The sequence below is a fragment of the Paenibacillus auburnensis genome (assembly GCF_927798115.1).
In the GTDB taxonomy this organism is placed as follows: Bacteria; Bacillota; Bacilli; order Paenibacillales; family Paenibacillaceae; genus Paenibacillus_AQ; species Paenibacillus_AQ auburnensis.
The window spans coordinates 673,529-686,579 of record NZ_CAKMMG010000001.1 but is presented as its reverse complement, the minus strand read 5'-3'; the positions used below and the strand labels follow the sequence as shown (position 1 = coordinate 686,579).

Below are 13,051 nucleotides of genomic sequence, written 5' to 3'. Positions count from 1 at the left end.
CTAACATACAAGGATTTCATGCGTTCACCATTTCCACTTTATAGCCGATCCCGCGGACGGTCCGGATGATAAAATTATTCTGATATTCGGCGAACCGTTGACGAAGCCGCTTAATGTGCACATCCACCGTCCGCTCATCCCCTTCATAATCTGCACCCCAGACCAGCTCAATCAGCTCGCTGCGCGAAAACAGGCGTCCCGGATACTGTGCAAGCTGAGCCAGCAGCTCGAACTCTTTGACCGGCAGCAGGAATACATCATTTCCGTCGCTGATCTCATAATTTTTGCGGTCAATCACGAGGGAGTTTAGGCGGATTTTGTCATCCGAAGCTACAGAGTAGCGGCGGAACAACGCTTTGATGCGGAACAGCAGCTCTTCCGGCTCAAATGGTTTGGTCACATAATCATCCGTTCCGCTCAAATACCCCTGCTCTTTATCACTGAGCTGCTGACGCGCAGTTAACAGAATAACCGGAATGTCGTAGGTTTCCCTAATGTATTGGCACAGCTCCAGTCCGTCCATTTGCGGCATCATTACATCCACCACCGCCAGATCCACTGTGCTCTCCTTCATCAGTCCTACGGCTTCCCGCCCGTCTCCTGCTTCAACCGTAAGATAGCCCTCTCTGGTCAACACATGCCGCAGCAGCGTACGGATATGGACATCATCATCGGCAACCAAAATTTTTTTCATCAGAATCTCACTCCCATATTCCAATATAGCTGTCCTCTATCGTAGCAACATTGCTAACGGATGACAACTGAGTGTACAGATGCTGGTGAAGAATGGCATGCCGGACAAAATAGTGTTGATTAAGTAACTGCACTCAAGACCTCCGCTGCTCCTGTGGCCCGATAAATGGCGCAATACTCTCTTTAAGCGGGGTAACTTCCCGCCCCATCCATCTCTCCAGATCAGTAGTGGTCGAAACGGTGTCTATAGTAGACAGGAACTTATAGATCCAATGCTGTATTCCGGGATCCTCGCGGTGGATTACGGGTTTACCTGCCAGCCCGCCCAGTGCTTTGGCGAGATCATCAAAGGTCCAGGTCTGTGAAGCGGTTAACTCATAGCTTTGATTTTCTTGTCCGCCTTCAGCAAGAATAGCCGCCGTTGCCAGAGCCAGATCACTGCGCGAAACGGCATTAAACCGCCAATTCCCCGGGTTTGTTGTGAGCACGCCGCTACTGATCGCTTCATTTAGACCAAGCACATTTACAAAATCGATATAAAGGGCATTGCGCAAAAAAGTATACCTTAGTCCGCTATCCACAATCGTCTTCTCCGTTAGGGAATGGACATTATCAATGTTTCCTTTCTGTGAAAAAGCAAAGCTGGTATAGAGAATATGCTGTACGCTAGCTCTCTGCGCTGCATCAATCACCCGTTTATGCTGGGAAAGGCGGACCCGATCATCAGAATGCGGGCTTGAGATTAACAGCAGCTTGGTAACACCGGCAAAAGCTTCATCCAGCGTATCCTGGGCATCGTAATCTACGATCCGGGTCTCAAGGCCAAGTTGATGCATTTCTGCAGTTTTATAAGGATCACGCACACCAGCGATGATCTGCCCGGCAGGTATCCTCTGCAGCAGATTCTTTATAATTAAGCCTCCCAGCTGCCCCGTCGCTCCAGTAATCATTATTTGCATAAGTAGCTTCCCTTCTACATTAATTTAGTTAAGCCTTTAACTAAATAGACAAAAACATCAGTTCCCTAAGTCACTCCCTCTTTTCTATTAGGGGCGGTTCAGCTTTTGTAGCAGTGACATCAGCTGGACAAGCTCCTGTTCGTTCAGCCTGTTCATCCGCTCTGCTACCGCTTGCCGGTTGTGCGGCAGATGCTCCAGCAGCAAGGACTGACCTTCACCGGTAATCGAAATCACTGTCTTGCGGCCGTCCTGAGCGTGACCAGCTCTTGCAATGTAACCTTCCTTCTCCAGCGGGGAGAGCAGCAGGCTTATATTAGCTTTGGTTACACCGATTTTCTCTGCAAGAATTGAAGGAAGAATACTGCCGCCATGTTTGGCGATCTCCACCAGAATCCGGATTCTCGCTCCATTCAATCCATGCGACTGCCAATATTTCTCTGAGACAGCTACAACATTCGCGGTCGCCTCCACCAGGCTAAAGAAAGCCGAGGTAGGGAGCGGCTGCTCCAGCACAAGCTTCTGTAAATCGTCCATCATTCCGGCTCAGCTCCAAGTAGTTAATGCCTTAACTACTTTAATGTACCCGCTTCTTCACCCGCTGTCAAAGATTATTCTTCCAAATAACTGCTTACGCCAATTATCAGTTTAAAGGTTTTTCGACTTTTGCGGATTTTTTTAAAGCCCGATCTGATGTCAAATACCCAGACTGTTGTTCCTACCCAACATCTTATGTATAGGGAATGGACCCTTATCGGACCGGCGATCCCTTTCACCTCAAATTCAATTCCATCCGCCAATTCTGTCTCGGTCCGGACAAACCAGCTGTTTCCGATGCCAAACTCGATATATTTCAGGATTCCCACTCCTTCAACAGGGTTAACCCCCCGTCCTCCACAATGGAGTACAGGGGGCTCAAAGGGTTTGTAAGGATATATTACTGTTCAGATCAATACCGTCTTGGCTGACAGCGGTTCTTCACTGTAGCTTTTGCTGCCTTCCAGCAGCACCTCCAGCTTGATCAACTCGGAGCGGCTGGCCAGGCGGATTGGAGGTCCCCAGGTTCCGTACCCGGAGGAGACGACCACATGCAATTTATCCTTGAGCAGATAACCCCAGTCCAGTTCAAACAGCCGTTTTGTAATCCAGTGATTCGGCGCAATCTGCCCGCGGTGGGTGTGACCTGACAACAGAACATCAACTCCGGCTTTTGCGGCGATATCGAATCCTGTCGGCTGATGGTCCATCATAATAATCGGACGGGAAAGATCAAGACCTTCCAGAAGTAGAGGTACACTTAATCTGCCGCCTTCCATGGACTCCGCTGTTTTGTCTTTACGGCCTACAATATATACGCCTGCAGTTTCCACCACTTCATCCTGCAGCACGCGAATGCCATTGCTAGCCATAAGCTCCGTATATTGGCCGATAGAACCTCCATAATACTCATGGTTACCAAGAACGGCAAACACACCGTGCCGGGCCTTAAGCTGCTTCAGATGTTCAATCATTCCGTTACGGATAAACGGCTCGATACTGTCATCCAGCACATCTCCGGCCAAAAGAATAATATCCGGCTTCATCCGGTTGATTTCGGCCACCATTTTACGCAGATGGCGGTTGCCGACGATATTGCCCAAATGCAGATCCGACGCAACAGCAATAGTAAGCGGGCTGCTCGTCCCGATGGATTTATCAATCCGGATAGGATGCGTACGCACGATCGTGCTCCAAGCATTCCGTGAACCCCACAGCAGGAAAACCGCGAGCAGCAGTATAATTGTGGTCCCTGCCTCAGCCGTGAATGCGGTTCGTTCGAAGCCCGTCAGACCCAGCACCCAATAAAGCAGATCCGTCAGCGGCAGCATAATAACAGCAAACTCCATACAGGCCAAATAATAAGAGCCGACCACCTTAAACAGTCTGGAGGCTGGCTTTACAGCCTTCGGCCACGGCACCATACCGATCATATAAGCAAACGCAATAACCATGAATACCGTCCAGTATACACCTGCTGAAATACCCGGCAGAAGGTTCTCCAGCAGAACCCAGAGATGATAGCCAATGTAAAAATTAACAAGTCCCAGTAACAGCAGCATAACAGTCCCTGAAATGAGCATGCGCAAATTTCTCATCATCCAACTCCTTTAGCTAAAAGCTTTTCTATACGTTCTACTTCAAATCATAGCACAAAGTATTTGCGAGGTATAAATTCTGCCTCTGCTTACCATCAACAGAGCTATGTCCACCCTAAAAATGGGGTAAAAAAAGAAGATACCTTGCAGCATCTTCGCTTCAAATAATATAGTTATACCGCTTTATTTTTGCTGGCGATGCAATCCCCGATCAGTTGATCGCATTTGCTGATGTGACTGAGCAGCCAGTCTGTCAGCGTTCTGTTCAGTTTAATCGTCGACAATACGGATACACCTTTGGTCTTCACACTCTCTTCGAGTTCCAGAACAGTCTGGACAAATTCGGCATGTGTCTTCTGGTGCTCGGCAAGTTCAGGAAAGTCGATATCTGCCATCAGCTGCTCTTCGCTGCCAAAATGCTCAATCGTATATTTCTTAAGGAACCTCAGTGTTTCTTCGATCTTCTCTTTGCCCTTCTGGTTAGTACATGCATCAAAAAATTCATTCAGCTTCACAAGCAGCTGTCTGTGCTGGCAATCGATCTTTTCTACACCAATGTTATAAGATTCCTTCCAATCGATCATAACTCACCTTGCCCTTTTCCAAAAATTTATGTAAAAATACACATACTTTATTTTCCACATTTGCGGATGAAAGTTCTGTTAACAACATCACACGACAATATTCAACAAATAACTGCAACTGATTTTATCAGCTTTAACGCAAAAAACGCAAGATTATCTCTTGCGTCTGAGAGGTATTGCAGTTTATTGGAAATTGGTGAATACTCAGAATAGCATCATTCTTCTAACCCATCATTTAATGACAGGAGAATAGAAAATGTTTCGTAAAAATCCTTCAAAAATCTCAATCATAGTCCCGAAATCATCAGGTCTGGGCTGGACCTTGAACCCGCGGCACCCGCTGGGCTGGATCGTCCTGGGAGCTTTATTTATACTGGCGGTCTTAAAACTGATCATTAATTAGCCTGCTATCAAGTCGCTAAGTTGCTTAGCGTATTATAGTAGAGTCCGGCGGAAAGCACTGATGACCCCTTGGTGCGGCGACTGGTCCAAAATAGCAAACACGATTGTGTCAAAAAGGGTCTGGTAGCCCTCTTCCAGCAGCACCTGACGGAAGTAACCGGCAACCTCTAGCGGGTCATTGCGGAAAACACCGCAGCCGTAAGCTCCCAGCACAACTGCAGAATGTCCATGCGCTGCTGCGACCGTCAGGATATAGCGGATCCGTTCCAGCATCACTTCGGCGATCCGCGGTACCTCATGGGGTTCCCGCTCCTTAACCACCCCAGCGTTCACAGCAGGCGCAGTAATCATCGAAACCGCAAAAGGTTTGGCGAGCAGGACGTCCTGCCTGTTTCTGAACACTGGAACGCCTGGAGAATGAATCATGTAATGCGAATACAGGCAGGTTTTCCGGCTGCGGTTAAAGTCATACATTTCTTTCATTTGTGAGATGCAGGGATAAAGGGCAGATGCTCTGGCTAAGCTCTCCTCCTGGGCCTGGCTTCCGCCAAGGAAGCCGCCGCCGGGATTCTTGGCGGAAGCAAAATTAAGACACACGGTGTGCTTAATTCCCTCTTGTTCTACCAGCCGCTGCGCTGCCTGCAGTGTGGTTTCACCGCTGACCTCAATTGCCGCCTTATGTTGCGGTTGATGATGGATCCGCGTAATAATGTCCCCGTTAAGCGTGGTCAGCTGCTCCGGTGAGTACAGCTGCGAACCGGCAATTGCCGACTGGACGGATTCTGCAATATCTACTAGCTGTCCCGCAATGTTCATATAGCTGCCCTTTGCAATCAGATCCAAAGTCTCCTGAGCAATTGCGGCTCTTTTATCTCTAGGACTGCTTTTAGCGTTCATAGGTTTTCACTCCATTCTAATAATAATGCCCGTTACGATCCGTCAATAAGATCATCCCGCAGTTTTGTCAGAACCTCACCCAGCCAGTTTGTACCGCGCCAAGTGCTTCTGCTGCGGATGGCCGGATCATCCTCGGTTAATCCGACACCCCAGATCCGGTCTGTTGGACTTGCTTCCACAAGCGTTGTGCCTCTGGTATCTAAGAGCAGCTGTAGCAGCTCCTGGTTCTGAATGAACTTTTCTTTATTTCCTTCATAGACGATGGTTTTGCAGTGGCGTTCCCATTCGGTTTGCACGAAACCGCGTACCCGCTTGCCGAGCTCCTTCTGCTCTCTCGGTGTCCGGGCCAGCAGAATCTTCCGGCTTATCTCTCCGTCCCCAAACAATTGTGCCTTACCGTACATCATATACTGCTCAGCACAGTTAAAGCGGATCTCATCGACCGTAAAAGCGCACATATACCACTGTGAAAACGGTGAATGGCTCCGGTAAAAATACGTGAATTTCTCCATTTCCCTACTCCCCTTTACTCCCTTAACGATTATTCCCGGTTCATATTGTACCGGTACAGCTTGGATGGCCGATGTCCGGCATCCTTCGTGTACTCCTCAGTCTCGGTTACTCGATCGGCAATCTTTCGGCGGAACGCCGCTGCCAGCAGCTCTTTGCCGAGAATGATCTCATAGACTCGCTGGAGCTCAGATAAGGTAAATAGCGGCGGCATCAGATTAAAAATAATATCCGTATACTCCACCTTCCCGCGCAAGCGTTCGATTGCGTACTGCATCATCAGCAGGTGATCGAAGGCCAGGCCTTCGCTTTCGACAATCCGGCTGTGTGTTTTGCGGACATGCCCCTGAACCGTCTCCACATGTTCGACTACGCCTGAAAGTGTTGTCTGCTCGTTCTGCAGAGTAATGCGGATCAGCTTCACCAGTTCATAGCCCTGCTCCAGCTCTTTGCGGCTGCTCTCGATTAGCTGATGCGATACCTCGAACCAGGCTGCATCAGCTGCATCATCTCCAGCCTGAACATGGAGCGTAGTCCGGTCAACCAAAGCCATATAGGAACAGCTGATGACACGCATCCGCGGATCACGCTCCACTTCTCCCCAGGTATACAGCTGCTCCATGTAAATGTTGTCGATATTCGTCTCCGTGAACAGTTCCCTGCGTGCAGCCTCTTCAATGCTCTCATGGACCGACACGAACCCTCCGGGCAGTGCCCATTGTCCGAGGTAGGGATGCTGTCCCCGCTGAATCAGCAAAAGCTGCAGCGATTTATCAGACAGCTTGCGGTAGTTATCCTGTTCCCGTTCCATTACAGTAAAAATCAGCATGTCCACGGTCACGGACGGACGCTCATACTCACCGGCATCATAGGTCTGCAGAAATTGCTCTTCGGTTAATCCCTGAGCATCGGTTAAGGGTCGTTTATTCATCTTGCCGCTCCTTTTAAGGTCATTTTTATGTTTATATTTTATTATTATCCTTTTGTTAATATCATATTGTTATTATATACCGAAGGTTAATATAACTGTCAAGCAAGAAATGGATGATTGTGGATTTCCGCTCAAAAGCAAACACAAAAAAAGCCTGATTGCTCAGGCTTGCTTCTGTATCAGAACCGGCTTTACACCGGCTCTATATGTACCAGCACATCAGCTACCTGATGGCGGCCCTTCAGCTGATCCTCAATTTCTTCCGTGATATCATGGCTCTGCACAACATTAAGTCTGGAATCCACCAGCACTGTCGTATCCACCAGCACATTGTTGCCATGAACTCTCGCCTTAATGTCCTTGATCGATTCTACGCCCTCAATTTCAGCTACCGTCTGCTTCATCAGCTCCAGCTCACCGGCATCGAAGCCGTCTGTCAGATCATGTGTAGCTTTACTGAAGATTTGAATGGCTGTCTTACAGATCAGCAGCCCGACAATCACTGCCGTTACCGGATCCAGCCAAGGCAGCCCGAACTGTGAACCGATAATCCCTATGAACGCACCCATGCTGACCATGGCATCCGAGCGGTTATCCTGGGCTACTGCCTGCATAGCATTACTGTTAAGCGCACGGGCCAGCCTGATGTTATAAAGATATACGGCGATCATCACCACTGCACAGCCCGCGGCTGTCCAGGCGGCAAGCAGATCAGGCGTTTCCAGCGCCGGCTGAATAAACTTGTTCACTCCTTGGTACAGAACTTGAACACCTACAGCAATCATGATAAAAGAAGCAATCAGTGCAGCAACCGTCTCTGCTCTGAAATGCCCGTAGCTGTGATTGGAATCAGGGGGTCTTCTGGATATCTTAAGTCCGATTAGAATAGCTATAGAAGCAATAATATCAGTACTATTATTAAGACCATCGGCTAACAGTGCCTGGGATCCAGATACATTCCCGATGAACAGTTTGATTGCTGATAATAGGATATATGCAATCAGACTGAGCCAGGCCCCTTTTTCACTTTGTTTGATGTCGCTGTAGTTTTCCAAAAAAAAGAACCTCCAAAGAATAGTATTGTTCTATACTACACGCTGACAAACGGGTGGGTCTAGAGAAACAGTGTTGCCGGATGGCGTAATAGTTAACCCTGCCAAATAGAGTTGGAGGGCCGGAAGTGTTTTGCCGGATGTAACATTGTTTGCCTCTGAACAACATTTGTTAATAGGGAGGGCGGCAAGCTGGTGCATTTCAGTAAAATTATGTAACTTTTTTCGATAATGGGAGTCTATAAAAAGTGATGATCTACCTCAGCGCTTAATTATTCATTTTCAACTAGGAGAGATGTCCGATGTTACATTCACGAATCCGCAAAATAGTCTCCGCTGCTGCCGCAGCCGCTATTTTGCTGCCGCTTGCCGGAAGCTGGCTTGTACCCAATGCTTTTGCTGAACCGGCCGAGGTAAGCACAGGAAATCCCTACTATACAAAAGTTTCAGCGCCGGTCATTAAACCGCTCTGGAGCTTTTCAACGGCTACAATAAAAGATCCGCAAGCGAAGCAAGCCGTTACCGCACTGGCTGAGAATGGAACCGTATTTGCGCTCCAGAAAAACTACAGGCTAATCGCACTCAATGCATCCACAGGCAAAAAAATATGGGAATACGGCAATGCGCTGGCCCCGCTTTTCACGTACAGCAGCGGGAATATTTACGGGTTAACACAAAAAGGCGCACTCTATGCCGTCAATCCAAACGGTAAAAAGCTGTGGTCAACGGATCTTGGACTGCCTAATGCTTCCAGCATTCAGCGGATTGGCGAAACCGTGTACGTTACACAGGGAATCTATCTTGCAGCGGTCGATGCAGCGAGCGGCAAGCTGAAATGGAAGATTAATGAGAATTCCAGTTACTATGGAACCGATTCGCTTGCTCAATCAGATGGCGTTGTATTGCGCACATATATTGGAGAAAGTGTCATATCCCTCTCCTCGCTTGTGGCTTATGATGCCCAAACCGGTAAAAAGCTGTGGGAACAATACCGCCATTACATGCCTTTGGCTATCAAGGACGGGCTTCTGTACTCCGAGAAGAATTTGACGATGCTGGATGAAGATCCCGTTAACCGCAAAATCCATGTTTCAGTGATTAGCTTAAAAACCGGGCAAATCAAGGGTGAGCGGCTGTACCGCTGGACCGAAAAGGCAGATCCGGATATCGGATTCCGGTCAGGAGGTGCCTATGGCTCCGCTTTCCTGGATGGTAACAATCTCTATGTATTCCGAGGGGAGACATTCGCACGTTATGACTTTTGGAACTATACAGCGGACGGAAAACCTGAGCAGGTGTGGCAGCAGTCTATTCTCGAGAGTGAATACCCGCTGAATAAAGTGATGCAACAGCGGATGTTATACTTCAACTATAGCGATCAGACGTTTGCTGCACTCAAATTAGCCAATGGACAGGTAATGCGTCTCTCACCAGGCGAAAATCCCACGGTTCAGTTCGATATCTTCGGCACAACCATCTATACAGGGCAATCTGACGGCCTGTTCCATGCCTATGACCTGATCAGCTACAAGCCTTTGTTCACAGTAAATGCCGGTTCGCGTGATTTTGCGTCCACCCTGAAGACCGGAAATATACTAATTGTGCGTAATAGCGGGAAACTGTTGGGGATCAAACTGCCGGCCTCCATTCAATAACAGCACTCCGGTACAAAATAAAAGACACGAAGCGTATCCTCGCAGGATAAACTCCGTGTCTGTCTATTCCAATGGATTGACTCTATGCTTAACCAGCAGGCGGTTATTCAGCAGGTGGTGTGAAGGAACGGGCGGCAAACTCCGCATCCAGCATATAGAACGCGTTGCTGTCCGTCTCAATGCGTTTCAGCTTGGCAATAATATTGCTGAACAGCGCCTCTTCCTCTACCTGCTCATCAATGAACCATTTGAGGAAATAGATTGTTGCATGCTCACGTTCATCCAGTGCCAGATCGGCCAGATGATAGAACTTCTTGGTGTTCTGCTGCTCATGGGCAAAAGCGTGCTCAAACGCATCCAGCATGGAAGTGTAGTTATTATTCGGCTCCGGCAATGCAGCAAGCGTGACGCGGTAATCGCGGTCATTAAGGAACTTGTAAATCTTCATCGCGTGAAAACGTTCTTCTTCGGCCTGCACTAGGAAAAAGTTAGCAAACCCGTCTAAGCTTTCACCGGAACAATAAGCGGCCATTGCCAGGTATACATGGGCGGAATAAAACTCAAAATTCATCTGTTCATTAAGTGTTTTCATTAATTCTTCCTTCATTAGCACGTCACCTCATCCTTATAAGTTGTAATTAGTTCAACCATATGTAATACCTTCTGATCCTTATCATCTTATCATCAGTGCCAGTGAATCCGCAAACGAAAGGACGATCGAATTTTGATGAACCGACATTGCTTCCCCTGCTTCAAACTCAGCATATTCTATCGATATTCAATGGTAATCGCCGCCCTTGCCACGGTACTCCTGATTGCAGGCTGCAGCGAAGATAATAATACAGCTGTTGTTCAGCCTTCCCCTGAGGTAACTGTAATGCCGGGAGCAAGCACAGCGCCGGACAAGACAGCAGGCATAGAGCCAACGCCAGGTACCCCGGTTTCACCGTCGGCTGCTCCCACAGCATCTCCGGATACCGGCATTAATGATGATCCGCTCGCAAGGCAGGTCGCCGGAATGACGCTTGAAGCGAAAATCGGCCAGATGCTGCTGGTCGGGATTGACGGTACGAAGCTGGAGGAGAGCGCCAAGAGAATGATCTCTGAGGATGAGGTTGGTGGAATCATCCTTTACAAAGACAACATCCAAAACTTGAAGAGCATGCTTACTCTCATCAATGATCTCAAGAAGAGCAACAGCGGGAATACCTTCCCCCTGTTCATGAGTGTAGACCAGGAAGGCGGCAAGGTCAGCCGGATGCCTGCTGACTATACTGCTATCCCCTCTAACGCCAAGGTTGGAATAACAGGAAATGACGATGCAGCCGGAACGATGGGCAGACTGCTGGCCAGAGAAGTACTGTCGGCGGGCTTCAACATGGACTTTGCCCCTGTACTCGATATTAACAGTAATCCCGCTAACCCGGTCATCGGTGAGCGCTCTTTCGGCAGTAATGCTGATATCGTTACCCGTCTGGGCATTGCCGAGATGAAAGGGTTGTCCGAAGAAGGTGCCATTCCGGTCATCAAGCATTTCCCCGGCCACGGCGATACCTCCGTTGATTCCCATCTGGAGCTGCCGGTCGTGAACAAAACTGCAGCCCAACTGGCTAAGCTCGAATGGCTGCCGTTCCAGGCAGCCATTCAGGAGAATGCGGATGCGGTGATGGTTGCCCATATCCTGTATCCCAAGCTTGACCCCAAGAAGCCTGCTTCCCTTTCCAAAACGATTATCGGCGGATTGCTCCGCGGTCAGATGGGCTTTGACGGGGTTGTTATCACCGATGATCTGACTATGGGAGCAATTACTGAACATTACACCCTGCCGGCAGCAGCGGTCGATACGGTACTTGCAGGCAGTGACATACTGCTCATAGCCCATGAATACGCCAACGAGCAGATGGTACGGAAAGCACTATTAGAAGCTGTCAAGAAAGGTACTATATCCGAGTCACGGATCAACGATAGTGTCTACCGGATCCTTGCATTGAAGGAAAAGTATCATCTTAGTGACGAGCCCCTGTCTGTGCCTGATTTGCCGGCACTCAACAACGACATAAAGGCTTGGCTCCAAACGATCAAGAAGTAAAAACAGGAGTTCCGGTTAAGTTTGCCGGAACTCCTGTTTTTTATTGAAGAACTACCGTATCGCCTGGCTTCAGTCCGGAAAGCACTTCAGTTTTCTCCGTAGTCTCCAGTCCGATCTTTATCTCCTGACGCTCATATTGTCCGTTTCCTTTATCCAGCATGACAAAGGTCTGTTCCCCTTCATGCATAACTGCCATGCTGGAGACTACGACCGCATTTTCTTTGCGCATAGTCTCTATATCCCCGCTAAGGCTTAAGCCCCCTATTAGATGCTCGTCCGGCTGAAGGGAGATGACGACCTCGAATTGCGGTATCTGCCCGGCTGTGTTTTGCCCAGTGGTTGTGGTAGCGAACTTCGAGACCTTGGTCACTTCCCCGTTCAGCGTCAGCTCCTTCATCGCAGTCATTTTGACCTTCACCTTCATCCCCTGCTTAATCCGGAAAATATCCTGCTCCCCGACAGAGGCAATGAACTCCAGCTTGTTCAGATCAACGATTTTGCCGATGTACTGATTGTCCGTAACCGTCTGAGGCCGTTCACTGCTGCTGCTGTCATATAGGAAGATACCGGTAGCCGGGGCATGATATACGGCTGTTCTCAGTCTAGCCTTCTTATCAGCCAGCTCCTGTTCCTGAATTTGCGTATTGACCTGGTTCAGCTCATTATTCAGCCGCGTTGCCTCTTCTGCAGCAAGGGCTTTCAGACGTTCTGCCTCAGTACCGATAGGCGTAGCACTTTCGTCCTCCTGCTGGCTGACAAAAGCGTTAAGCTCCGACTCCAGCTCCGCTTTGCGGATGGCCGCTTCTGCCGCCGCGATCTCATTCTTCAGCGATGACTGGTCCAGCGTGAACAGCACATCCCCCTTCTTCACCTGCCCGCCGTTCTCAACCTTCCAGCCGGTTACTTTGGAGGCGAACGGTGCATAGACAAGCGTTTCCTCCTGGTATTGCGATCGTCCCTTGACCTGGACAGAGCTGGTTACAGTCTCCTGGGTCACCGGGAAGCTGATCACCTGCGGAGGCTCCATAACCACTTCCGCTTCACCACTCTTAAATACCTTTTCGTACAGCATATAACCTGCACCTATCACAATAACCGCGATAATAATCCACTTAAGGCTGCGCTTAATAATCCTTTTCATTGTCGG

15 protein-coding genes are annotated in these 13,051 nt (G+C 48.9%); 3 read left to right on the top strand and 12 right to left on the bottom strand.

From position 1 onward, the window contains the following. Window positions 1-16: 16 nt before the first annotated feature. The 6 genes from L6H70_RS03185 to L6H70_RS03160 all read right to left on the bottom strand — a co-directional run bounded on the left by L6H70_RS03185 (window position 17) and on the right by L6H70_RS03160 (window position 4,368). Window positions 17-694 (bottom strand): response regulator transcription factor, encoded by a 678-nt coding sequence (locus L6H70_RS03185; protein WP_236329689.1) that lies wholly within the window; start codon window positions 692-694, stop codon window positions 17-19. A gap of 133 nt (window positions 695-827) precedes the next feature. Further along, entirely contained in the window at window positions 828-1,652 is an 825-nt protein-coding gene (locus L6H70_RS03180; protein ID WP_236329686.1) for an NAD(P)H-binding protein, read from the bottom strand. A gap of 87 nt (window positions 1,653-1,739) precedes the next feature. Continuing rightward, window positions 1,740-2,189 carry a MarR family winged helix-turn-helix transcriptional regulator gene (locus L6H70_RS03175; RefSeq protein ID WP_236329684.1) on the bottom strand — a complete coding sequence of 150 codons (450 nt, stop codon included), beginning with the start codon at window positions 2,187-2,189 and terminating at the stop codon, window positions 1,740-1,742. Between the two features lie 71 nt (window positions 2,190-2,260). Beyond that, entirely contained in the window at window positions 2,261-2,506 is a 246-nt protein-coding gene (locus tag L6H70_RS03170; protein WP_236333091.1) for a DUF3977 family protein, read from the bottom strand. Window positions 2,507-2,593: 87 nt separating this feature from the next. Continuing rightward, entirely contained in the window at window positions 2,594-3,784 is a 1,191-nt protein-coding gene (locus tag L6H70_RS03165) for a metallophosphoesterase (protein WP_236329682.1), read from the bottom strand. Window positions 3,785-3,957: 173 nt separating this feature from the next. After that, on the bottom strand, window positions 3,958-4,368 hold the full coding sequence (locus L6H70_RS03160; protein ID WP_236329680.1) for a bacteriohemerythrin: 411 nt from the start codon (window positions 4,366-4,368) through the stop codon (window positions 3,958-3,960). Window positions 4,369-4,624: 256 nt separating this feature from the next. Between L6H70_RS03160 and L6H70_RS03155 the strand changes: the two genes are divergently transcribed. Then, a complete protein-coding gene (locus tag L6H70_RS03155; RefSeq protein WP_236329678.1) occupies window positions 4,625-4,771 on the top strand; it encodes a DUF5808 domain-containing protein in 147 nt (48 codons plus the stop codon). 32 nt (window positions 4,772-4,803) lie between these two features. Here the strand turns inward: L6H70_RS03155 and L6H70_RS03150 are convergent, their stop codons facing one another. From L6H70_RS03150 to L6H70_RS03135, 4 genes are all read right to left on the bottom strand, one after another. Further along, window positions 4,804-5,667: a TIGR02452 family protein gene (locus L6H70_RS03150; protein WP_236329676.1), complete on the bottom strand. Its 864-nt coding sequence runs from the start codon at window positions 5,665-5,667 to the stop codon at window positions 4,804-4,806. A 32-nt stretch (window positions 5,668-5,699) separates the two neighbouring features. After that, window positions 5,700-6,179, bottom strand: a complete 480-nt coding sequence (locus L6H70_RS03145; protein WP_236329674.1) for an NADAR family protein — start codon at window positions 6,177-6,179, stop codon at window positions 5,700-5,702. Between the two features lie 29 nt (window positions 6,180-6,208). Further along, entirely contained in the window at window positions 6,209-7,108 is a 900-nt protein-coding gene (locus tag L6H70_RS03140) for an NrtR DNA-binding winged helix domain-containing protein (RefSeq protein WP_236329672.1), read from the bottom strand. 191 nt (window positions 7,109-7,299) lie between these two features. Next, on the bottom strand, window positions 7,300-8,163 hold the full coding sequence (locus L6H70_RS03135; RefSeq protein WP_236329669.1) for a cation diffusion facilitator family transporter: 864 nt from the start codon (window positions 8,161-8,163) through the stop codon (window positions 7,300-7,302). A gap of 299 nt (window positions 8,164-8,462) precedes the next feature. Between L6H70_RS03135 and L6H70_RS03130 the strand changes: the two genes are divergently transcribed. After that, entirely contained in the window at window positions 8,463-9,815 is a 1,353-nt protein-coding gene (locus tag L6H70_RS03130; protein WP_236329667.1) for an outer membrane protein assembly factor BamB, read from the top strand. A 103-nt stretch (window positions 9,816-9,918) separates the two neighbouring features. On the opposite strand, the gene L6H70_RS03125 is transcribed toward L6H70_RS03130, so the two are convergent. Continuing rightward, window positions 9,919-10,422 (bottom strand): ferritin, encoded by a 504-nt coding sequence (locus tag L6H70_RS03125; protein WP_054940465.1) that lies wholly within the window; start codon window positions 10,420-10,422, stop codon window positions 9,919-9,921. Between the two features lie 174 nt (window positions 10,423-10,596). Between L6H70_RS03125 and nagZ the strand changes: the two genes are divergently transcribed. Beyond that, window positions 10,597-11,904: a beta-N-acetylhexosaminidase gene (gene nagZ / locus L6H70_RS03120; protein WP_236329665.1), complete on the top strand. Its 1,308-nt coding sequence runs from the start codon at window positions 10,597-10,599 to the stop codon at window positions 11,902-11,904. Window positions 11,905-11,944: 40 nt separating this feature from the next. On the opposite strand, the gene L6H70_RS03115 is transcribed toward nagZ, so the two are convergent. Continuing rightward, window positions 11,945-13,045 carry an efflux RND transporter periplasmic adaptor subunit gene (locus tag L6H70_RS03115; RefSeq protein WP_236329663.1) on the bottom strand — a complete coding sequence of 367 codons (1,101 nt, stop codon included), beginning with the start codon at window positions 13,043-13,045 and terminating at the stop codon, window positions 11,945-11,947. Window positions 13,046-13,051: the final 6 nt, after the last annotated feature.

What these genes read in the sequence shown, in the direction of transcription:
- L6H70_RS03160 (WP_236329680.1), bottom strand. Translation starts at nt 4,368, where the DNA reads ATGATCGATTGGAAGGAATCTTATAACATTGGTGTAGAAAAGATCGAT.
- L6H70_RS03175 (WP_236329684.1), bottom strand. Translation starts at nt 2,189, where the DNA reads ATGATGGACGATTTACAGAAGCTTGTGCTGGAGCAGCCGCTCCCTACC.
- L6H70_RS03150 (WP_236329676.1), bottom strand. Translation starts at nt 5,667, where the DNA reads ATGAACGCTAAAAGCAGTCCTAGAGATAAAAGAGCCGCAATTGCTCAG.
- L6H70_RS03125 (WP_054940465.1), bottom strand. Translation starts at nt 10,422, where the DNA reads ATGAAGGAAGAATTAATGAAAACACTTAATGAACAGATGAATTTTGAG.
- L6H70_RS03145 (WP_236329674.1), bottom strand. Translation starts at nt 6,179, where the DNA reads ATGGAGAAATTCACGTATTTTTACCGGAGCCATTCACCGTTTTCACAG.
- L6H70_RS03130 (WP_236329667.1), top strand. Translation starts at nt 8,463, where the DNA reads ATGTTACATTCACGAATCCGCAAAATAGTCTCCGCTGCTGCCGCAGCC.
- nagZ (WP_236329665.1), top strand. Translation starts at nt 10,597, where the DNA reads ATGGTAATCGCCGCCCTTGCCACGGTACTCCTGATTGCAGGCTGCAGC.
- L6H70_RS03155 (WP_236329678.1), top strand. Translation starts at nt 4,625, where the DNA reads ATGTTTCGTAAAAATCCTTCAAAAATCTCAATCATAGTCCCGAAATCA.
- L6H70_RS03115 (WP_236329663.1), bottom strand. Translation starts at nt 13,045, where the DNA reads ATGAAAAGGATTATTAAGCGCAGCCTTAAGTGGATTATTATCGCGGTT.
- L6H70_RS03165 (WP_236329682.1), bottom strand. Translation starts at nt 3,784, where the DNA reads ATGAGAAATTTGCGCATGCTCATTTCAGGGACTGTTATGCTGCTGTTA.
- L6H70_RS03185 (WP_236329689.1), bottom strand. Translation starts at nt 694, where the DNA reads ATGAAAAAAATTTTGGTTGCCGATGATGATGTCCATATCCGTACGCTG.
- L6H70_RS03140 (WP_236329672.1), bottom strand. Translation starts at nt 7,108, where the DNA reads ATGAATAAACGACCCTTAACCGATGCTCAGGGATTAACCGAAGAGCAA.
- L6H70_RS03180 (WP_236329686.1), bottom strand. Translation starts at nt 1,652, where the DNA reads ATGCAAATAATGATTACTGGAGCGACGGGGCAGCTGGGAGGCTTAATT.